19 protein-coding genes are annotated in these 20,529 nt (G+C 46.7%); 6 read left to right on the top strand and 13 right to left on the bottom strand.

Annotated features, from left to right (window positions below; all coding sequences use genetic code 11):
• Positions 1–966: an ABC transporter permease gene (locus PK654_RS12475; RefSeq protein WP_271696098.1), complete on the top strand. Its 966-nt coding sequence runs from the start codon at positions 1–3 to the stop codon at positions 964–966.
• 145 nt (positions 967–1,111) lie between these two features.
• Here the strand turns inward: PK654_RS12475 and prfC are convergent, their stop codons facing one another.
• The 6 genes from prfC to PK654_RS12505 form a co-directional block, all read right to left on the bottom strand.
• Positions 1,112–2,701: a peptide chain release factor 3 gene (prfC, locus tag PK654_RS12480; RefSeq protein ID WP_271696099.1), complete on the bottom strand. Its 1,590-nt coding sequence runs from the start codon at positions 2,699–2,701 to the stop codon at positions 1,112–1,114.
• Between the two features lie 192 nt (positions 2,702–2,893).
• A complete protein-coding gene (locus PK654_RS12485) occupies positions 2,894–3,970 on the bottom strand; it encodes an ABC transporter ATP-binding protein (RefSeq protein ID WP_271696100.1) in 1,077 nt (358 codons plus the stop codon).
• Positions 3,971–3,996: 26 nt separating this feature from the next.
• Positions 3,997–4,833 carry a carbohydrate ABC transporter permease gene (locus tag PK654_RS12490; protein WP_271696101.1) on the bottom strand — a complete coding sequence of 279 codons (837 nt, stop codon included), beginning with the start codon at positions 4,831–4,833 and terminating at the stop codon, positions 3,997–3,999.
• Between the two features lie 3 nt (positions 4,834–4,836).
• Complete coding sequence (locus PK654_RS12495) at positions 4,837–5,760, bottom strand: carbohydrate ABC transporter permease (protein ID WP_271696102.1); 924 nt, start codon at positions 5,758–5,760, stop codon at positions 4,837–4,839.
• A 12-nt stretch (positions 5,761–5,772) separates the two neighbouring features.
• The gene (locus PK654_RS12500) at positions 5,773–7,029 is read right to left on the bottom strand and encodes an ABC transporter substrate-binding protein (protein WP_271696103.1); all 1,257 of its coding nucleotides are present in this window, start codon (positions 7,027–7,029) and stop codon (positions 5,773–5,775) included.
• Between the two features lie 389 nt (positions 7,030–7,418).
• Positions 7,419–8,108 carry a helix-turn-helix domain-containing protein gene (locus tag PK654_RS12505; protein WP_271696104.1) on the bottom strand — a complete coding sequence of 230 codons (690 nt, stop codon included), beginning with the start codon at positions 8,106–8,108 and terminating at the stop codon, positions 7,419–7,421.
• A gap of 61 nt (positions 8,109–8,169) precedes the next feature.
• Here PK654_RS12505 and PK654_RS12510 point away from each other — a divergent pair, with 61 nt between their 5' ends.
• Complete coding sequence (locus tag PK654_RS12510; protein WP_271696105.1) at positions 8,170–10,440, top strand: FAD-dependent oxidoreductase; 2,271 nt, start codon at positions 8,170–8,172, stop codon at positions 10,438–10,440.
• A gap of 157 nt (positions 10,441–10,597) precedes the next feature.
• Positions 10,598–12,229 carry a SulP family inorganic anion transporter gene (locus tag PK654_RS12515; RefSeq protein WP_271696106.1) on the top strand — a complete coding sequence of 544 codons (1,632 nt, stop codon included), beginning with the start codon at positions 10,598–10,600 and terminating at the stop codon, positions 12,227–12,229.
• A gap of 13 nt (positions 12,230–12,242) precedes the next feature.
• On the opposite strand, the gene PK654_RS12520 is transcribed toward PK654_RS12515, so the two are convergent.
• The 5 genes from PK654_RS12520 to ubiT all read right to left on the bottom strand — a co-directional run bounded on the left by PK654_RS12520 (position 12,243) and on the right by ubiT (position 14,368).
• Positions 12,243–12,434, bottom strand: coding sequence for a ribbon-helix-helix protein, CopG family (locus PK654_RS12520; RefSeq protein WP_271696107.1), 192 nt, complete (start codon positions 12,432–12,434; stop codon positions 12,243–12,245).
• Between the two features lie 79 nt (positions 12,435–12,513).
• Positions 12,514–12,960, bottom strand: coding sequence for a ribosomal protein S18-alanine N-acetyltransferase (gene rimI, locus PK654_RS12525; protein WP_271696108.1), 447 nt, complete (start codon positions 12,958–12,960; stop codon positions 12,514–12,516).
• Positions 12,944–13,357: a DNA polymerase III subunit psi gene (locus tag PK654_RS12530; protein WP_271696109.1), complete on the bottom strand. Its 414-nt coding sequence runs from the start codon at positions 13,355–13,357 to the stop codon at positions 12,944–12,946. Before PK654_RS12530 ends, rimI begins: the two co-directional genes overlap by 17 nt.
• A complete protein-coding gene (locus PK654_RS12535) occupies positions 13,354–13,857 on the bottom strand; it encodes a GNAT family N-acetyltransferase (protein ID WP_271696110.1) in 504 nt (167 codons plus the stop codon). The genes PK654_RS12530 and PK654_RS12535 overlap by 4 nt, the downstream gene beginning before the upstream one ends.
• Positions 13,841–14,368: a ubiquinone anaerobic biosynthesis accessory factor UbiT gene (gene ubiT, locus PK654_RS12540; protein WP_271696111.1), complete on the bottom strand. Its 528-nt coding sequence runs from the start codon at positions 14,366–14,368 to the stop codon at positions 13,841–13,843. Before ubiT ends, PK654_RS12535 begins: the two co-directional genes overlap by 17 nt.
• Positions 14,369–14,564: 196 nt before the next feature.
• On the opposite strand from ubiT, the gene PK654_RS12545 reads away from it, so the two are divergent.
• From PK654_RS12545 to PK654_RS12555, 3 genes are all read left to right on the top strand, one after another.
• The gene (locus PK654_RS12545) at positions 14,565–16,601 is read left to right on the top strand and encodes a sensor domain-containing protein (RefSeq protein WP_271696112.1); all 2,037 of its coding nucleotides are present in this window, start codon (positions 14,565–14,567) and stop codon (positions 16,599–16,601) included.
• Positions 16,602–16,734: 133 nt separating this feature from the next.
• Complete coding sequence (ubiU, locus tag PK654_RS12550) at positions 16,735–17,748, top strand: ubiquinone anaerobic biosynthesis protein UbiU (RefSeq protein ID WP_271696113.1); 1,014 nt, start codon at positions 16,735–16,737, stop codon at positions 17,746–17,748.
• Positions 17,749–17,771: 23 nt separating this feature from the next.
• The gene (locus PK654_RS12555; RefSeq protein ID WP_443088748.1) at positions 17,772–18,644 is read left to right on the top strand and encodes a U32 family peptidase; all 873 of its coding nucleotides are present in this window, start codon (positions 17,772–17,774) and stop codon (positions 18,642–18,644) included.
• Between the two features lie 52 nt (positions 18,645–18,696).
• Here the strand turns inward: PK654_RS12555 and PK654_RS12560 are convergent, their stop codons facing one another.
• Both PK654_RS12560 and PK654_RS12565 read right to left on the bottom strand, forming a co-directional pair.
• Positions 18,697–20,040: an MATE family efflux transporter gene (locus PK654_RS12560; RefSeq protein WP_271696115.1), complete on the bottom strand. Its 1,344-nt coding sequence runs from the start codon at positions 20,038–20,040 to the stop codon at positions 18,697–18,699.
• Positions 20,041–20,109: 69 nt separating this feature from the next.
• Complete coding sequence (locus PK654_RS12565; protein WP_271696116.1) at positions 20,110–20,523, bottom strand: MarR family winged helix-turn-helix transcriptional regulator; 414 nt, start codon at positions 20,521–20,523, stop codon at positions 20,110–20,112.
• Between the last annotated feature and the right edge of the window lie 6 nt (positions 20,524–20,529).

The following is a 20,529-nucleotide window of genomic DNA, read 5'->3' on the forward strand; positions in this document are numbered from 1 at the left end:
ATGTTTGAGACAATTATTCTGATGCTTGATGCAACCATCCGGGTTGCAACACCTCTGATTCTGGCCTCTCTGGCAGGTATGTTCAGTGAACGTTCCGGTGTGGTTAACATTGCGCTGGAAGGTAAACTACTGGCCGCTGCATTTGCCGGGGCCGCGACTGCACATATGACAGGTTCGGCCTGGCTCGGACTTGGTGCCGGTGTGACTGTTTCTGTGCTGCTGGCTCTGCTTCACGGCTTCGCCTCGATTACCCACAGAGGTGATCAGGTAGTAAGTGGTATGGCAATCAATATTCTGGCTGCCGGCCTGACCGTTACTCTGGGTCGTCACTGGTTCCATCAGGGCGGACAGACTCCGGCACTTTCCGGTGATGCCCGTTTTGCGCCAATTAACTTTCCGTTTGCTGAAGACTTAGCCGATACCCCGGTTATCGGGCTGCTCTATTCTGAGCTGTTAAGTGGTCACTCCGCACTGGAATATTTAGTAGTGCTGATCGTTCCTCTGGCATGGTATGTACTGTTTAAAACCCGCTTTGGTCTGCGTCTGCGTGCGGTAGGTGAATCACCATCTGCGGTAGATACGGCTGGTATCTCGGTAGCCGGTATGCGTTACGGCGCTATGGTTATCTGCGGAATCTTAGTCGGTATTGGTGGCGTTTACCTCTCGGTGGCACAGACGGCTCAGTTTATTCCTAATATGAGTGCCGGTAAGGGCTATATGGCTCTGGCGGCATTGATCTTCGGTAAATGGCGTCCGTTTACTGCTATGGGTGCTTGTCTGCTGTTCGGTTTCCTTGATGCACTGGCTATCCGTCTTCAGGGCGTTAGCATCGGTGACTTCCCGATTCCGGTTCAGGCTATCGAAGCAATCCCATACGTTCTGACCGTATTCCTGCTGGCAGGATTTATCGGTAAAGCTATCGCACCGAAAGCGATTGGTGTTCCATATACCAAGGAACGTGAATAAGCTTAATTGAGCTTATATTTCTAAGGGCCGGAGTTTGATACTTCGGCCTTTTTATTTGTCTGCTGCTGATAAGTTTTGCCTGACAGGTTTTCTCCAGGGACAAAAAAGCCCGCATTTAAGCGGGCTAATTCATTAAACAGTTTCGTTAGTGCTCTCTTGTCGCCCTGAACTGAATATCCGGGAAGCGTTCCTGAGCAAGATTCAGGTTCACCATGGTCGGAGCAACATAAGAGAGGTTATCACCACCATCCAGAGCAAGGTTAGTCTGGTTCTTACGCTTAAACTCTTCCAGCTTCTTCTCATCATCGCATTCAACCCAGCGTGCCGTCGCTACGTTTACGCTCTCGTAGATAGCTTCAACGTTATACTCAGACTTAAGACGGGCAACGACCACATCAAACTGCAGCACACCAACGGCGCCAACAATTAAGTCATTGTTCTGTAACGGACGGAATACCTGAACAGCCCCCTCTTCAGAAAGCTGTACCAGACCTTTCAGCAACTGCTTCTGCTTCAGTGGATCTCTTAGACGGATACGACGGAACAGTTCAGGAGCAAAGTTAGGGATACCGGCAAACTTAAGTTGCTCACCCTGAGTAAAGGTATCACCAATCTGAATCGTACCGTGGTTGTGCAAACCAATAATATCGCCCGCATAAGCGTTTTCCGCTCTTGAACGATCACCGGCCATAAAGGTCACCGCATCAGAGATAGCGACCTGCTTACCTAAACGAACATGGTTCATCTTCATACCCTGCTTGTAGGTACCGGATACGATACGCATAAAGGCGATACGGTCACGGTGTTTCGGATCCATATTGGCCTGAATCTTAAATACAAAGCCGGAGAACTTCTCTTCCGTTGCTTCTACTTCACGCTCATTGGCCTGACGTGGCAGTGGTGCAGGAGCCCACTCAGTCAGACCAGACAGCATATGGTCAACACCAAAGTTACCAAGTGCAGTACCGAAGAATACCGGAGTCAGTTCACCGGCAAGAAATAGCTCGCGATCAAATTCATGGGAAGCACCAATAACCAATTCCAGCTCTTCACGCAGTTGCTCAGCCAGCTCTTCACCTACAGCTTCATCCAGTTCAGGGTTATCCAGACCTTTAACGATTCTCTCTTCCTGAATGGTGTGGCCCTGACCTGTTGAGTAAAGAATGGTCTCATCACGATGGATGTGATAAACACCTTTGAACTCTTTACCACAACCGATTGGCCATGAAACCGGAGCACAAGCCATATTCAGCTCGCTCTCCACTTCATCCAGCAACTCCATAGGATCACGGATATCACGGTCAAGTTTGTTCATAAAGGTAACGATAGGTGTATCACGAAGACGAGTCACTTCCATCAGTTTACGCGTTCTGTCCTCTACACCTTTCGCTGCGTCGATTACCATCAGGCAGGAGTCAACCGCGGTAAGGGTACGGTAGGTATCTTCCGAGAAATCTTCGTGTCCCGGAGTATCCAGCAGGTTTACCAGACAGTCGTTATAAGGGAACTGCATCACGGATGTCGTTACCGAGATACCACGCTCTTTTTCCATTTCCATCCAGTCAGATTTTGCATGCTGACTCGATCCGCGACCTTTCACCGTACCAGCGGACTGAATCGCGCGTCCGAAAAGAAGAACCTTTTCAGTAATGGTTGTTTTACCCGCATCCGGGTGGGAAATTATCGCGAAGGTTCTGCGTTTAGAAACTTCACGTGTAAATGGGCTATTTGACATTATCTACAATCTTCAATGAGGTCTGGGTAATCTGCCGCTGGCAGACACTCAATTATCTGTTTAAAAAATTGGCGGGATTATATCAGTTATTGGCGGGTTTTACAGAGAACAGAACAGATTCATGACGGGAAATTATTAAAGTAAAAACAAGAGGCGGCCTCCCTGCTGCCTCATGTCCCCCAATATTCAGGATTACTTCAGTGCGATGCCTTTCTTATCAAACAGATGGCAACGGTTTAGTTCAAAACTAAAGGTCACTTTTTCACCACGTTTATGGGCAAACTGCTCGCCACACTGAATAATGACCGGCTGCGAACCACAGTTACCATAAACATACGAGGTTCCGCCAAGGCACTCAATCACATCGATATCCACGCTGATATTTTTGTCCCCTACACCTTTATCCATAAAGTGCTCAGGACGGATACCAAGAGATAAGCTGTCTCCCCCTTTAACATCACCGGTCAGAGGCAGGGTCACTAACTGGCCGTCCTCAAGTTCAACAGATGTGTGCTCACCTGCTGCTTCCTGTACTTTAACCGGCAGGAAGTTCATCTTTGGAGAACCAATAAAGCCGGCGACAAAGATATTATCCGGATGGTTATACAGCTCCAGCGGTGAACCCACCTGCTCAACATTACCGTCACGGAGAACCACAATCTTGTCGGCCATAGTCATGGCTTCAACCTGATCGTGAGTTACATAAATCATGGTGTTGCCAAGATCTTCATGTAACTTAGAGATCTCAATACGCATCTGAACCCTAAGCTCAGCATCAAGGTTAGACAGAGGCTCGTCGAACAGAAATACTTTCGGCTCACGAACGATGGTTCGCCCGATAGCAACACGCTGACGCTGCCCACCCGATAACTGCTTAGGTTTTCGATCCAGAAGCTCTTCCAGTTTCAGAATCTTGGCAGCTTCGTTCACTCTCTGATCGATATACTCTTTAGGGGATTTCGCCACTTCAAGGCCAAAGCTCATATTCTCCCGAACTGTCATATGGGGATAAAGTGCGTAGGACTGAAACACCATAGCAATGCCACGTTCACTCGGCTGCTTATTGTTCACCACCTGACCATCGATAGAGACTTCACCATCGGAGATCTCTTCCAGCCCGGCAATCATCCTTAGTAAGGTGGATTTACCACAACCTGACGGCCCGACAAAAACGACAAACTCACCATTTTTAATATCCAGATCCACGCCGTGGATCGTTTCAACATCCCCATAGCGCTTAAAAACTTTGTTTAACTGCAAATCGGCCATTATTGTATTCCTCTATAAATCTTGTATTACTTCACTGCGCCACTTGTTACGCCACCAATAAACTGTTTCTGCAACATGGCAAACACAGCAACAACAGGGGCGGCGGCGAGGAATGAAGCAGCCATGGCTCCTCCCCAGTCAGCATTATTTTCATTAATGTATCTAAGCAGCAGACCCGGTCCGATAGTACGGTTCTCTTCTGAGGTGATCAGGGTCATCGAGTAGAGCAGGTCATTCCACGACCACATAAATGCATACAGCATAACGGTGATAAACGCCGGGAATGAAATTACCATCACTATCTTAATAAAGATGCGCATGTTACTGGCGCCATCTACCTTGGCAGCTTCAATAAGCTCATTAGGTAACTGCTTAAAGTAGCTGTACATCATGTAGGTACTAACCGGCAGAGCAAAGACAATATAGGAGATAGTCAGACCGGTCTTAGTATCCAGCAAACCTACACCCTGTAGCATGGGATAGATACTGATAAGCAGAACACCAAACGGGAACATCTGCGCTGACAGTATCAGCAGCATCAGTGGCTTTTTAGCCGGATAATCAAACTTAGCAAAGCTGTATCCCGCCAGTGCCGCCAGTACGGCATTTAGTGTTGCTGAAGCAGTCGACGTCAGCAGACTGTTTTTCAACTGAAGCAGAATGCCTCCGCCTGTCAGGGCATCAATAAAGTGACCAAAGTAAAACTGAGCCGGAAACATGGTCGGGTCAGCAAGATAAAGCTCTGAGTTGGCTTTAAATGCACTGCTCAATGCCCAGTAAACCGGGAAGAACAGGAAGAAAGCAATCAGCATTAACAGCGAGATAAACCCTATCTTCGCTTTCCATGAACGTAATTCAAACATCAATTAGTCCTCTTTAAACAGGCTACGAAGATAGAAAACAACCAGCGGCATCAGGGTAAAGACCCAAAGAACACCAATGGCAGAAGCCATTCCCAGATCCCAGTTCTGGAATGCCTGACGAAATACTTCAATGGACAACACTGAGGTTGCTCTCACAGGTCCGCCACCTGTCAGGGCAAAGATAATATCGAACTGCTGAAGATTACCAATCATGCCCAGTGCACCGGTTACCAGAAATACCGGACGCAGATGAGGCAGAATAAGTTTTCTCACCACAAGGAAGTTACCGGCGCCATCGATACGGGCCGCTTCAATCTGCTGGTAATCCATCCCCTGAAGCCCGGCAAGGAAAAAGGACATAAATAGTGGTATAGAGATCCATGCCCGGGTCATAACGATGGCCGCCATAGCACCGGCATCGTTTGACAGAAACTGAATGTTCTCATCAATAATGCCGACACTGGCCAGCAGGACGTTGGCAACACCGTATTTACCGTTCAGCATCCACGCCCAGATAAAAGCACTCACTGTACTTGGCAGTATCCACGGCAGTAGTGTCATTGTCCGGAACACAGCCCTGCCACGAAAATCCTGATACATAAGCAGTGCCCAACAGAGGCCAAGCACCATAGTTAAGGCCGTTGTCAGCACCACAAAAATCGCGGTGGTTACCCACGACCCAAGTACATACGGGTCAGTGAGTATGGTTGCAAAGTTGTCCAGACCGATAAAAATCGGTTCAGTATCAAAAATTGTGTATTGGTAGAGAGACATAGACATGGCATCAACAAATGGGTAAAACACCATCACCATAAATGCCGTCAATGCGGGAACCAAAATCAAATAAGCAAACTTACGATCACCATGTTTTAAACTTTTTGCCGCTTTACCCGGCTTAGTTTCAGGGTGACTAGATGCCATATCCATTCTACTCGCCTCTTACTTCATGATTCGCTTGATACGGGAAGCCATTGAAGCCGCGGCTTCTTTAGCATCTTTCTGACCAAGTATTACTGACTGAACTTCTTCACTGACAACAGCAACATAGTTAGCGCTGTTTTTCAGTGGTGACAGTTCGTTACGCTTAGGAATACCCATAGACGCATTCCAGTTAACGATATAACTGTCTTTGGTAACCGCATCAGCGTTACGCGCTTCAAAAGTCACAGGAATCGCACCCGCTTTCTGGAAATAATCGATCTGAACCTGCTTGTTCATAGAGAGGGTTTTGATCAGCTCTGAAGCAGCACTGTCAGTACTGATTTTGCCGTTAACTTTAGCGGCATCGCTATTGAGCATAATTAAAAGATGCCCCCACTCCATTGAGTGAGACTGCATATCTTTAGTCAGAGTCGGTGTTTCAATCGGGTAAACATACTGGTCATATTCAGCGCCCATACCAGAGAAGTCTCTGGCAAAGCCACGAGCCACAGTTGCATCAAAGTAATAAGCGGCATTTTCCTGACCAAACATACGACGAGCAGCACCACGGTCGACATCCAGTGACGCCAGTTTTTCGTCCACCAGCATCTTCATAAAGTTAAGGGTTTTTACCGTTGCGTCTGAATCGACGGTAATATTGCCACTCTCATCAAAAATTGAACCGTTGTGCGCCCAAAGCCATAACTGGAAATCACTGGAGATCAAGTTGCCGCCTTTGGTCATCATGGCGTAAGGAGTGCTATCCGGATAAGCTTGTTTCACCTGTTTTAGAGTGGCAACAAACTCGTCGATAGTTTCCGGGTTAGTATCGATGCTTTTCTCTTGCAGCATCTTCTTGTTTGAAACCAGACTGATTGAGCCTATATTCCAAGGCATACCATACTGCTTGCCTTTATATTGACCCGCGGCCAGTACTGAAGCCGGAATATTCTTTTCAAGAAACTCTTTACCGTACACCTCATTAAAATCAACAAGGTTAGGAAGCTGCGCAAAGGTCGGCAGCCATTTCGCCGAGCTTTGGAATACATCAAGAGGCTGCTTAGTCCGTACACGCAGATAGACATTCTTCTGCATGTCACCCCAGGAGCTGGCAAGAACCTTAACATCCTGATTCGATTCAGCAATTAACGCGTCAACGATGGGTTTATTACTAGGCTCTGCAGTTACCCAGTTAAGGAATGTTACTTCTGACGCAAATGCCCCTGAAGATGCAGCCAGCAGTCCTGCTGATACACATATTTTTAACTTATTCATAGTTACCTCAATGTAGAGTGTAAGTGTTGTTCCAAACTAGAGACTTTACAAATTCAGCTGAAATGTAGAGTAGCAGACAAACCTATTGGTGTCTCTATATTAGAGATACCAATATCTTTAATTGAACTCATCAACGAATTATTAGGAAAAGTTTGATAAGGCGCACAAGATCGGAGTGATTATCAACAAGGGGTGTGACACCGGCAGACTCAATCAATCTCTTATTAAGGTGACGATATATAAAGGTGCGCAGCCCGAAACCACTAGGGCAATAAAGGTTGGATTGGGTTTCCGATCACAATATCCAGTATAGACATTGCGATCACCCTGAAGTTGCAATAAGATTATTTTGTTTCTATTATAGAAACGTGCGTTATTTTGAGGTCTGACTAATTGGACAACATGCTGGCAAGTACTTCCAGTCTCTGAAGTTTTTTCTGTTTCTGTTCATCACTGATGCCATAGAAACCGGCAAAAGCCAGTGCGGCTTTATCGACAGATTCAATGGGAACCGCCATAGAGAGTTCTCCATCTGAATGATTCAGAAAGACATGATGCTCAGTGCGCATTTTTTCAATCAATGGACGTATTGATGATAAGCGATCTTCGCCAAGTAGCTGGATCAGTTTTTCATCGCTGTGCTCAGCCAGTAAACAGATACCGATTACAGAATTCGTTGCCGGCTGGATTTTATAGTCAAGAAGTGCTTCGTACCTGTCCTGACCGGGTTTGGAGTGGTAAAGATAAACCACTTTATCCTCCCAGAGGACACCGAGCGCAACAATATGATCATGAGGTGCAATGTTCTCCAGCACTGTGATCGACTTGCGAAATAAATTCGAGCTACGCATGGCTTGAGCACCTAAAGCATGAATACCTGAGCCGGGAAGATAGCGTCGCTTATTGTCCTGAGTCGTAAGTCCGATTGAAGCCATAGTCATTAAAAGTCGGTTGACTTTACTTGGGTTCATATCAAGTTGCCTTGCCAACTCCCTGCACCCTAATGGCTCATCACTTGATGCGAGATATTGTAAACAACGTATTCCATCAATAAGGCTTTGATTTGGCTGTGAAGACATATGTTTTCCTGAAAGTTGATTGGCTTTTTACAAAATAAAACTAGAGGCTTAAGAAAGCAACATGGATATTTACTCTTACGATTCTCAGCGCCAACTAAACCGCAAAGAGCACGCCTTCGATGTTATCGTTGCCGGCGGCGGTCTGGCTGGCGTGTGTGCCGCCATCAGTGCTGCAAGAAACGGGCAGTCTGTCGCCCTGATTCAGGATCGCCCTGTTCTTGGCGGTAACGCCTCAAGCGAAGTGAGGTTATGGGCTCTGGGAGCAACTTCCCATATGGGCAACAATAACCGCTTTGCCCGCGAAGGCGGCTTAATGGGTGAGATTTTAGAAGAAAACCTGTTCAGAAACAAAGAGGGTAATCCGGTAATCTTCGATATGATCCTGCTGGACATGGTGAAAAAAGAGAAAAACATCCATATTTTCCTCAATACCGCGGTATTTGAAGTGAACTGTGAAGATGAAACTTCTGGTCGCTCAATACATTCGGTTTCCGCTTTCAATGCCATCAATGAAACTCAGTACCAGCTTATCGGAAATATGTTCTGTGACTGTACTGGTGACGGTATTATTGGTTTTCTCGCCGGCGCCAGCCACCGTATCGGTGCCGAAAACTCTGAAGAGTTTGATGAACGTATGGCGCCCGACGAAAATTTCGGCCAGAAGTTGGGCCACTCCATCTACTTCTATACCAAACATGTCGGTGAGCCGGTCAACTTTATCCCGCCGGAATTTGCCCTGAAAGACATTAAACAGATCCCGAGATACAAGCGCCTGTCATCGAACCTGAATGGCTGTGATCTCTGGTGGCTGGAATGGGGCGGAAGGCTGGATACTATCCGCGACAGTGAAACCATTAAATGGGAACTGTGGAAGATCGTCTGGGGTGTCTGGGACTATATCAAAAATAGTGGTGAGTTCCCTGACGCCGCCAATATGACACTGGAATGGGTTGGTCTGATTCCCGGTAAAAGAGAGAGCCGCCGCTTTATCGGTGACTATATGCTGACGCAAAAAGATATTATCAATCAGTATGACCACTACGACGCCATTAGCTTCGGTGGCTGGTCAATCGATCTTCATCCGGCAGATGGTGTCTACAGTAAACATGATGGTTGCCGCCAGTTCCATAGTAAGGGTATCTATACCATTCCTTACCGCACCATGTACTCAAAAGATATTCGTAACCTGTTCCTTGGCGGCCGGACTCTTTCAGCCACCCATGTCGCTTTTGGCTCAACCCGGGTCATGTGTACCTGCGGACTAAACGGTCAGGTGATTGGTGAAGCAGCCTCTCTGGCAATTCAAAACGGCGTCGCTCCGGCCGCTCTGGCTGAAAAAGGGAATATCCACCAGCTACAGCAGCAGCTAATGGCAAAAGGGAACTTTATTCCGCGACTCGTTTCTACAGAGCACCTGTCTGGCAAGGTCAGCGCCTCTTCCACACTAGCACTTAAACAGGTAGAACAGAATGTCGGGTATCGTCAGTTATCTGAAAGTCAGGCGCTTATGCTACCGCTAAAAGCTGGTGAAAGCCTGCCTGAGATCCGCCTGAGCGTTAAAGCGGGAACTCAGACAACTCTAAAGGCGCGCTTGCTGACTGCCACAAAAACTCACAACCACACGCCAGAGCTGGTTAATGCCGGACAGGATTGCACTATAGAGCAAGGTATTTCAGAGTGCACGCTATGTCTGGATTACACCGCAACCAAGGATCAATATGTATTTGTAAAACTAGAGCAAAACATGGATCTGGCTGTAGCCACAACGGATACAGAGTATCCGGCAATCCTCACTGTCTACAATACGGTCAACGCCAAAGTGGCCAAACATGCCCGCCAGATTGCTGATGGCGACTGGGGGGTGGACGAGTTTGAGTTCTGGCTACCTAAACGCAGACCAAATAAGTTTCTTGCAGCATTTTCTCTGGACAGAGCTTTACAAGCTTACTCGGCTGACTATGTTATTGATGGACACCTGCGCCCGAGCAATCATAGCCACGGCTGGGTTCCCGATAGCAATGACGCTAACCCGGAGCTGACACTGACACTGGATTCGCCATCGAAGCTGTCACGTATAACTCTGATGTTTGATAACGACTTTGACCACGCTATGGAGACGGCTCAGTGGGGTCATAGTGAAAATGTCTCACCAAACTGTGTTAAAGACTACGACATTTATCTGAATAACAAACTCTACAAGCAAGTTACAGAGAATCATCAGTCCACTAATATCCTTGATATCGACCGCAATGAAGTGATCGAATCAGTGCGTATTGAGATAAAAGCAACCCATGGCGGTCTTGCCTGTCTCTACGCGCTTCACTGTCAGTAAATACCATTTCTAACCAGTAAGGGAGAAGCTTTTGCTTCTCCCTTTTTTTATACCTTGGTGTTTTTCATTCTCACTAGATAGCGTTAAAGATCTTTCTGGATCAAAATTACAATATCATTATAATGCAATTACAATTTAAACCACATAGAAGTATAACATGATAGCTCTGCACGAAGCCGCAAAAGCGGGACTGCTGAAACAGCACCACTGGTTAAAGAACTTAATTGCCGGAGTTATCGTGGGAGTCGTTGCACTTCCCTTAGGAATGGCCTTCGCTATCGCCTCAGGAGCAAAGCCTGAACAAGGCATTTATACCTCTATTGTTGCCGGGCTCTGTGTCTCTGTTTTCGGTGGCAGCCGCGTGCAAATTGCCGGGCCGACAGGTGCATTTATTGTGGTACTCTCGGCCATCACCAGTAAGTACGGAATTGAAGGGTTGCAGCTATCAACTATGATGGCTGGCGGCATTTTAGTTCTGTTCGGTCTGGCCCGTATGGGTGGTGTTATTAAGTTTATTCCGGCACCAGTCATTGTCGGCTTTACCTCCGGTATTGCAGTCACCATCTGGTTTGGCCAATGGCCTGACTTCTTTGGTTTACCTGCCGTATCGGGTGACTATTTTCATCAGAAGTTTATCCAGCTTGTTCAGTTACTTCCCCAAGCTGATCCTGCCACCACAGGGCTGGCGATAACATCGCTGCTTGTCGTGCTATACAGCCCCAGAGTTCCGGGGCTAAAAAAAGTGCCCGGTCCCCTTGTTGCTCTGCTTCTGGCCACTCTGTTGCAATACTTTTTTCAGTTTGAACAGATAAGAACAATTGGTAGTGCCTTTGATGGTATTCCTCAGGGGCTGCCTGAATTTTCTCTGCCACAAATAACGCCAGATAAACTGATTCCCCTTATCGGGCCGGCATTTACTATTGCTATGCTGGGGTCAATAGAGTCCTTGCTATCTGCCGTTGTGGCCGACGGTATGTCGGGTCAGCGCCATAACTCTAATCAGGAGCTGATTGGTCAGGGAATTGCCAATCTGCTAACGCCCCTGTTTGGTGGTTTTGCTGCTACCGGAGCCATTGCGCGCACCGCAACCAATATCCGTAACGGAGGTAACAGCCCCCTTGCCGGTATTGTTCACTCAATAACATTGGTGGTGATTCTGATTCTGCTTGCACCGCTGGCCATTCATATTCCCCTTGCCTCTTTGTCAGCCATTTTATTCGTGGTTGCATGGAATATGAGTGAAGCAAAACACTTTGTAAAAATGATAAAGCGGGCTCCCTTTGCCGATGTAGTGATACTTGTGATCACGTTTTCCCTTACTGTCTTTACCGATCTGGTTTTAGCCGTAAATATTGGTGTGCTACTGTCAACGCTGCATTTTCTGAGAAGAATGTCAGATAGTGTAGAAGTAAATCAGTCGGCTGGGCAGACAATACCGCAACAGAACCCCAGCCTAAAAGAGTGTGAGATAGCGGACGATGTGGTGGTTTTTTCTCTTGAAGGGCCTTTCTTCTTTGCCGCTGCCGACGCCTTTGAACACGCGTTACAAAACACGGCAACTCTACCTAGAGTACTCATTATTGATCTTAAAAGGGTTCCATTTATGGATATCACCGGATTGCAGTCACTTGAAGAAGTTATATACAACCTTCAACAGCAAGGGGTAGAGGTAAAACTGGCGGAGGAAAATGCCAGAGTGGCCCGCAAGCTAAACCGGGCCGGACTGAATGATCTAATAAGAGAGGAAAACCGCTTTGCCCATATTGGCGAAGCGGTTCGCTCTTGCTAAATTAACCACTAAGTTAATTACTAACTTTAGGGTTTTTAACCTGTTTCGGCATTCCGTATTCGATACCGTGCTTATCAAGGTAATCACGAATTAACTGCCGAACAACCTGAGAAGGTGTCACATCCTGAGATGCACATAGCTGCTCCAGAGCCTGCTTTTTGTTAGGGTCAATAAGAATCGTTAATCGTGCGCTTTTGCTTTCCATACCGTCCGCTTCTTAAACTGGTTACCAATTATGATAATTTAATTATCATAGCATGATATTCAAATTATCATCCATATTATCAAAAAAACAAGTAACTCATTATAATTGCATCTTCTCTGCCGTTCTCTGCCGGATAGTAGCCTGTTCTTCTGTCTACCTCATTGAAGCCGGCTGATTCATACAGGTTAACCGCACGGGTATTACTTTGTCTGACTTCCAGCCAGATACTATCTGCACGCTTCTGCTGGCAAAAATTAATAAACTCATCGAGTAACTTTCGGCCGAACCCTTTCCCCTGACACTCAGGTGCAATGGCAATATTCAGCAGCGTCACTTCTCCGACGATATTTTGCGCATAAAAATAGCCGGCTACGGACTCTCCTTGCAGCAGTACATGGTGGCAGGCTCCCCGGCTTTCAATATCATTTATCATGGACTGAGCCCAGGGATGAGAATGAACCGACTTTTCGATTTCCCACACAGCCTGAAGATGCTGTTCAGCTAAAGGACTAATTGTCAGAGTCATAAGAGCAGATCTGTTGCCAAAGTTGACGCCGCAGCTGATTATTTCCCTGAATATCAGTCAGCAACGGAGATTGAAGGACATTTAAACCACTGGTTTGTGATGCGCTACATCCGCAAAACCAGATCCATTTTAAATGATGTTTGCCCAGAAAAGGCATCTGAGCCGGAAACAGGTGCAGAGCGTGTTCCAGCTCCAGCCCCATACTCTTAACGACCTTTTCAAACATCTCCGCCAGCTCACCTTTCGGCTTCACCGGCGAGACCAGTAATAGTTTGCATTTTTCCGGCAGCACTATTGATTGGGCATGATAGCCTTCCAGACGCTCCGGATGGCTTAATTCCCAGCGGATAATTCCCATCTCACTAAGATAGGATTCTGCCAAATGTGTATTACTCAAAGCTGTGAAAATTCCTTACTGTACTCAATAAGTCCCTTTTTATCAGAACAGGCACCTTGCGCCAACTCAATCACCTGAAAACAGCCTTGCGGGACATCCCATTGGCAGGTCATATTGAATCGCTCTGCGTCCTGAAAGCCAAACCTGCCGTAAAAGTCAGGGTCACCCAAAACGACAGATACCGGATAGCCAAGTTCAAACAGAGAATCAAAACCCTCTTTTATCAATTTGCCTGCAATGCCTTTTCCTCGGAACGACTCCTTAACAGCAACAGGAGCAAGTCCCTGCCAGCCACAATCTTCACCATCAATAGTAACGGGAGTGAAAAGCAGGTAACCAATCACCTCACCTTCATCAGTGCAGGCAACCAGTGATAAGGTAAAACGGCTGTTTTCTCTTAGTGACATTACCAGTCTGGCTTCAGCGTCAGTCTCAAAGGCTGACTCCAGCAGGCTATTAATAGGCAGAATATCTGCCGGTGCTTCAGTTCTGATAAGCATTAGTGACTCCGCTCTCTACAGACTCAGGGTGAACCCCTTTATAAACAAAATCGGCCAACTGAGTCAGCAGAACATTAAGAGCTTTAGGCAGAGCATCTAAATCGACACTGTCCATCAGGTTTTTTACTTCCAGACCCAGCTCAGTATCTCCCTCAATGCTTAATCTGCGTTGAAAGAACAGAGTATCGGGATCTTCTTTACGTCCTGCGATTAATACCAAATCGTTCAGATTACCGGAAAAACTGACATCTTCTTTTTCTACTTTGTCTGACACCAGCAACTTTTCATCCTGATAACTGATGTACCAATTCAGGTTCATATCGGCAATGGAGACTCTCAGCCACTTGTCCTGCAAAAACTCAAAATCACCGTCCTCCAGCGCTTCATGAAATACCTGCTTAAGGCCTTCCAGTAAGGCTCGATTTTGAACAGACTGAGGCAATATTTGGACTGGAGATCTCAAAATTTGTGCTGCATTTTGCACTAGATGAATTCGAATCTTGTTTAACACACTGATTTTCCGTTACCTTGTTTTTTCATTCAGCCATAATAGTGGATATCGAATTATAATTCCTGTTATGTATCAAAAAACAACATCTATAACCCGGATGGCTTTCACAACCAAGTTATCAGGGTTATAGTAACAAGACTGTGCGCAAAATAATGACGACGTGCAGTTTGTTTCGTATTTAATCGGTAAAAAATTAATGCCAGCAAAGCAGTTACAACAATGGTTCTCAAAACTGACTGACGCCAGTCCGTTTCTCTTTGCCATTCTGGACAAGGAGCACAACTACAGCAGTGTGAACCAGAGGTACTGTGAAATTGCCGGATTAACCAAAGACGAGCTTGTGGGCATGAACGATGCTCAGGTGCTTGGCGATATGTTTTACGACTCCCTCAAGCCCTATTATGAGCGCGCATTTGGCGGCGAAACTGTCGAAGCCGAAATCACCCTTAATGACGATGCACACGAAACCAGCCTGCACTTCAGCGTCTCTCCTGTTTTAATCGATGACAAAATCGAGCATGTTACCTTCCATGCTATCGACACCTCTGAAAAACAGATCCTGACACGCTCACTGGAAGAGTCAGAAAGTAAGTTCGCCATTCTCAGCGATATGCTTCCCGATGGGCTGATTTTGGTTGAAAGTGACAATATTATTTCAGCGAACCCGTTGGCAGCACGCTTATTGGGCTTTAGCGATCAGGATAAACTTCTGGGCGAACAGATTAGCCGCTTGTTTATTGATGAGAACTCAAAAACCGTGTTTAACGGCTCACTGAGTAAAACACTGGAAAGTGGGCCGTTAACTTGTCTGACCGGAGCTCGTTGTGGTGTTGAGCGTAAGGTAAAACTGAGTGCCGATAAAGCCATGGTGTTAGGCACCGAATCGCAAATTATCATTATTGAAGATGCGGAAACAGAATCCGGTGACGCCTTTAGCGACAGCCATGACTCCCATTATGACTCTCTGACTAAGTTATATAACCGCTTAGGCTTTACCCGTCGTTTAGAGCACTTTATTGACAATAAAACCCCTCTGGTGATGCTCTATCTGGATATTGATAACTTCAAAAATATCAACGACTCCCTTGGCCACCATATCGGCGATAAAGTGATTAAAGAGGTTTCCGCCCGTCTGCAGAGGCTGCTTCCTGCTCAGGCCATTCTGGGGCATCTTGGCGGCGATGAGTTTGGTCTGATTCTGCCGGAGCCTGAACATGACAGAATAGCCGAGTCACTGGCAGAAAGAATTATCTCTCTGATCAATCAGCCTTTCGATCTGCACCACTTTAGTAAGCGCCTTGCCTGCTCAATAGGTTCTGTTGCCTACCCGGGAGACGGTAACGATGCAAGAGTATTGCTGCAGAACGCAGATACTGCCATGTATGAAGCGAAAGATCGCGGCCGTAACCGCCTGATTAAATATTACGATCAGATGAACAAAGAAGCGCGTATGCGACTCTGGCTTGAGATCGAGCTGCAAAAAGCGCTACAACAAAACGGCCTTGAGGTCTGGTATCAGCCTAAAGTAAATGCACGGGACTTTAGTATTAATGGTGCCGAGGCACTGGTGCGCTGGAAGCACCCTATCGAGGGGTATATTAGCCCGGGTGCCTTTATTCCTGTAGCTGAAAAGGCTGGTCTGATTGAACATCTTGGCCGCTCGGTAATGCGGGAGGTGTTTGCCACCGTTAAGCGCTGGAAAATTCAGGGTATTCTGCCGGGCAGGGTTGCAATTAACCTCTCCCCGGAACAGTTCGGTAACCCCAAACTTATCGACTATATGGAGAAGCTGCTGCGTACAACGGAACTGGACCCAAACTGCATCACTTTCGAACTAACAGAAAGTGCGGTAATGAGCGATAGTGAGCACACACTACAAATGCTGAATGCCATTAAGAAATTAGGCTTTGCCCTCTCTATTGATGACTTTGGCACCGGATACTCCTCTCTCTCTTATCTGGCCCGCTTCCCTATTGATGAGCTAAAAATTGACCGTGCCTTTATTACAGACATTGATAAATTACCTAAGCAAGTTACGGTAATTGAAAATATTATTAATCTTGGCCGCTCACTGGACCTCTCTGTGGTCGCTGAAGGCGTTGAAACAAGACAACAGGCAACTCTGCTATCCAACCTTAACTGTCACTCCATTCAGGGCTTCCACTTTCACCGCCCTCAGCCTAAGCATGAAATAGAAGAGCTACTGGCTCAGAACCGCCGACATAAAAACTAATCGACTATTTTTGCAGCATATCTTCAGTTTTCCCGGAAAGAGTCGGGTAAACCTGCCTTATATCAACTTTTCTGTTACTAATTATCAATAAAATGCCAACACTGAACGACTTTGAATAACATGGTTTGAGAATATGGAGCTTCTATGTCCGGCAGGTAACCTGCCTGCTCTCAAAACAGCAGTGGATTGTGGTGCCGATGCTGTCTATATCGGCTTTAAGGATGACACTAATGCCCGTCATTTCGCCGGATTAAACTTTACCGGTAAAAAACTTGAAAAGGCTGTCCAATATATACGTGACCACAACCGAAAGCTTCACGTTGCCCTCAATACATTTGCCCACCCCGATGGATTCGAACGCTGGACACGTGCAGTAGACAACGCCGCTGCTATAGGTGTTGATGCGCTTATCGTGGCCGATATTGCCATTCTTGAGTACGCCGCAAGCAAATACCCTGATCTGGAACTGCACCTATCAGTACAGGCTTCTGCCACAAACGTTGCGGCTATTGATTTCTACAAGCAGAATTTCAATGTCAAACGTGTAGTACTGCCAAGGGTACTCTCGATTCATCAGGTAAAGCAGCTCTCCCGCAATATTCCTCAGGATGTGGATCTGGAAGTATTTGCCTTTGGTAGCTTATGTATTATGGCTGAAGGCCGCTGTTACCTCTCTTCCTATATGACAGGTGAATCGCCTAACACTGTGGGCGCCTGCTCCCCGGCAAAATACGTTCGCTGGCAGGAGACAGAGGACGGCCTCGAATCCCGCCTGAATGATATTCTGATTGACCGCTATGCCGCCGGAGAAAATGCGGGGTACCCGACTCTGTGCAAAGGCCGCTTTGATGTAGAGATGAATGGCGAAAGCAAACGAATTCATGCCCTAGAAGAACCTACCAGCCTGAATACCCTCTCTCTGCTTCCGGAACTGTTCGCTGCTAATGTTGCTTCAGTTAAAATTGAAGGTCGCCAGCGTAGCCCGGCTTATGTGGAGCAAGTAACCAGAACATGGCGTGCGGCTATTGACCGCTATCAGGCTAACCCCGAAGGCTATCAGGTAGATGCCTGCTGGAACAGTGCACTGGCAAATGTGTCAGAAGGCACGCAAACAACGCTCGGTGCTTATCACCGTAAATGGCAGTAACGGAGTTAAGCATGACCAATGAAATGAAATACGCCCTGGGGCCTCTTCTTTACTTCTGGCCCAAGCAGGATGTTGAGGACTTCTATCAGCAGGCAAAACAGTCCAGTGCCGATATTATCTACCTTGGCGAGGCCGTTTGTTCCAAGCGTAGGCTGATGAAAAACGGCGACTGGATGAGCATAGCCCGTGAGTTATCAGGCGCAGGCAAACAGGTGGTTCTTTCGACTATGGCGCTGCTTGAAGCACCTAGCGAAGTTAACGTAATGAAGAAGTACATCGACAACGGTGACTTTGCCATTGAAGCAAATGATGTTTCTGCTATTCAGTTAGCATCAGAGAAAAAAGTCCCCTTTGTAGTTGGCCCTGCCGTTAACACCTACAATGCACAAACCCTGAGGCTGTTCCTTAAGCAGGGGATGACCCGCTGGTGTATGCCCGTGGAGCTTTCACGGGAATGGTTGAGTAATGTTCTGCAACAGTGTGATGAACTGGATATCAGGCATCAGTTTGAAGTGGAAGTATTCAGTCACGGCTATCTTCCCCTCGCCTATTCAGCACGATGCTTTACAGCAAGGGCGGAGAACCGGCCGAAAGATGAGTGTGAAACCTGCTGTATTAACTATCCGACCGGTCTTCAGGTCTCTAGCCAGGAAGGACAGGCAGTATTCAATCTGAACGGCATACAGACCCAGTCAGGTTACTGCTATAACCTGATCAATGATCTGCAAAGTATGAAGGGCTTGGTTGATGTAGTGCGCCTCAGTCCACTGGGCATTGACACCTTTTCCCGGGTAGATCAGTTCAGAGCCAACGAACAGGGCGATAACAATGAGAAGCTGGCCAGCCACCAATGTAACGGTTACTGGCATCAGTTAGCCGGCCTTGACGTTAATTAATCGTCATTAAGATTAATCACTTCAGGCAGAGCTTAGCTCTGCCTGTTTTCGTTTAAGCTGTTGCATCAGCCTCTTCTGGCTTTGGTGTTTCAGCAGCAGTAAACTCTCTTCTGATCATCCAGATAATCACTATGCTCAGGGCAATATTCGATAACGGATAAGCCAGCCACACTCCTGACAAACCAAGTAAATAAGGCAGCGTAAACAAAAAGGGAAGCTGAACCAACATATTACCTACAGTAACAAACATAGCTTTCTTGCTCTTCCCTACTGCTTGATAGTAAGCACCCGCTACCACGATAAACCCGTCCAAGAAAAGAGCAAACATATGTAACCTGATGCCAAGTACCGTCTGTGTCATCAGTTCTGGATCTTCTGAGTTAAATACCGAGATAATCGGCTGCGGATAAATGTTCAGCAGCCCGACAAAAAGCACCCCCAGTATTACTGAACTCCACATAGCGACATCAAACAGCTTTTTAACAGATTCTCTGTTTTTTGCTCCGTGATTAAAACTAACCAGCGGCTGCATACCGTTGGCTATACCTTCAACAGTCAGATAGTAGATGGTCACTATATAACCTAATATGGCATAAGCACCGACAATCAGTACATTACCGAACTGGGTAAACATCCAGTTATGTACCGCAACCATAGCCGAGCCATAGACATACATAAACATGCTGGATAAGCCTATAGCACACACTTCAGGCAGAACAGTGAAGCGGAACGTCAGCTTAGATATAGTCAGCCTCATGGTGGCATAGCGGGAGAAGAAATAGCCAGTACCCAGAACTGTCACTACCAGTTGAGCTATCGCCGTCGCAATCGCCGCCCCCTGAAGCTCCCAGCCCAGCAGGGCGATAAAAACATAATCCAGAGCAATGTTAACTACAGCACCAATCACCATTAAAACAGTGGCAAAGTTAGGGCTGTTATCATTACGCAGCAGAAATGGCAACGCGATAGACCCAAGCGAGAACAGGCTGCTAAGGATAAGTACATCAATATACTGCTTACCCAGCTCAAATACCCGGCCTTCAACACCCTGAGCCAGTATGAGGGCATCAGAATAGTGCCAGAGAAGCAAGGCAACCACTGGAAACAATAGGAATAGAAAGATAAGCCCGCTACTAAGAACTTTCTCTGCCTTGTCCGGATTTCCTGCCCCCTGATTAATGGAGACAACCGCACCTGTACCGACACCAACCATCATGCCCAAACCGAGCACAGCGCCAATAATCGGCCATGCGACATTGATACCGGCCAATCCGTCAGCACCGACATACTGACCAATAAAAATACCATCAACCACTTGATATAAGCCGTTCACTAACATGGCTGCAACGGTCGGTAAAGTATATTTCCAGAACTGTTTATAGATTGATTCAGACATTTTATGACTCATTTTGTTAGCAAGGCTAACTATATAATTAAACGTTAACGGCTTATTTAATCTGCCGGACTACTTCAGCATTTTTTCCAGCACACGAACCAGCTGATTAAGCTCCTGCTCCGACACCTTCTGTTCCAGTTTTCGGGAGATCTCAGAATGGATTCTGTCGTCGGTAGCCATATTATTCTGAGCCTTTTCAGTCAGTATTACCCGCTTTGCCCGGGCATCTTCCGGACAGGCAATTCTCTGCACAAGTCCCTTTTTCTCCAGCCGGACAACCATATTTGATGCAGAAGGCTTACTCACCAGCATCTGTTTGGCTAGATCAGTTATCCGGATCGGTTCATCAGCGAGCTGAACCACTCTTAAGTAATCGAACTCATTAAAACTGAGCTGGCAAAAAGGGTCATCATTCTGGGCATACTGCCGCCACTCTTTCGCCATAAAGCGTTCCAGTTCAATTAAGCTTGCCTGCAGTGACATTAAAAA

Origin of the sequence: Vibrio sp. SCSIO 43137, assembly GCF_028201475.1 — a bacterium.
In the GTDB taxonomy this organism is placed as follows: Bacteria; Pseudomonadota; Gammaproteobacteria; order Enterobacterales; family Vibrionaceae; genus Vibrio.

Excerpts from the sequence above, each read along its gene's own strand:
- PK654_RS12500 (WP_271696103.1), bottom strand. The coding sequence starts at position 7,029 with ATGAATAAGTTAAAAATATGTGTATCAGCAGGACTGCTGGCTGCATCT.
- PK654_RS12515 (WP_271696106.1), top strand. The coding sequence starts at position 10,598 with ATGATAGCTCTGCACGAAGCCGCAAAAGCGGGACTGCTGAAACAGCAC.
- ubiU (WP_271696113.1), top strand. The coding sequence starts at position 16,735 with ATGGAGCTTCTATGTCCGGCAGGTAACCTGCCTGCTCTCAAAACAGCA.
- PK654_RS12535 (WP_271696110.1), bottom strand. The coding sequence starts at position 13,857 with ATGCTTATCAGAACTGAAGCACCGGCAGATATTCTGCCTATTAATAGC.
- PK654_RS12545 (WP_271696112.1), top strand. The coding sequence starts at position 14,565 with ATGCCAGCAAAGCAGTTACAACAATGGTTCTCAAAACTGACTGACGCC.
- PK654_RS12475 (WP_271696098.1), top strand. The coding sequence starts at position 1 with ATGTTTGAGACAATTATTCTGATGCTTGATGCAACCATCCGGGTTGCA.
- rimI (WP_271696108.1), bottom strand. The coding sequence starts at position 12,960 with ATGACTCTGACAATTAGTCCTTTAGCTGAACAGCATCTTCAGGCTGTG.
- PK654_RS12495 (WP_271696102.1), bottom strand. The coding sequence starts at position 5,760 with ATGGATATGGCATCTAGTCACCCTGAAACTAAGCCGGGTAAAGCGGCA.
- PK654_RS12565 (WP_271696116.1), bottom strand. The coding sequence starts at position 20,523 with ATGTCACTGCAGGCAAGCTTAATTGAACTGGAACGCTTTATGGCGAAA.
- PK654_RS12510 (WP_271696105.1), top strand. The coding sequence starts at position 8,170 with ATGGATATTTACTCTTACGATTCTCAGCGCCAACTAAACCGCAAAGAG.
- prfC (WP_271696099.1), bottom strand. The coding sequence starts at position 2,701 with ATGTCAAATAGCCCATTTACACGTGAAGTTTCTAAACGCAGAACCTTC.
- PK654_RS12490 (WP_271696101.1), bottom strand. The coding sequence starts at position 4,833 with ATGTTTGAATTACGTTCATGGAAAGCGAAGATAGGGTTTATCTCGCTG.
- PK654_RS12555 (WP_443088748.1), top strand. The coding sequence starts at position 17,772 with ATGAAATACGCCCTGGGGCCTCTTCTTTACTTCTGGCCCAAGCAGGAT.
- PK654_RS12505 (WP_271696104.1), bottom strand. The coding sequence starts at position 8,108 with ATGTCTTCACAGCCAAATCAAAGCCTTATTGATGGAATACGTTGTTTA.
- PK654_RS12560 (WP_271696115.1), bottom strand. The coding sequence starts at position 20,040 with ATGTCTGAATCAATCTATAAACAGTTCTGGAAATATACTTTACCGACC.
- PK654_RS12485 (WP_271696100.1), bottom strand. The coding sequence starts at position 3,970 with ATGGCCGATTTGCAGTTAAACAAAGTTTTTAAGCGCTATGGGGATGTT.
- PK654_RS12520 (WP_271696107.1), bottom strand. The coding sequence starts at position 12,434 with ATGGAAAGCAAAAGCGCACGATTAACGATTCTTATTGACCCTAACAAA.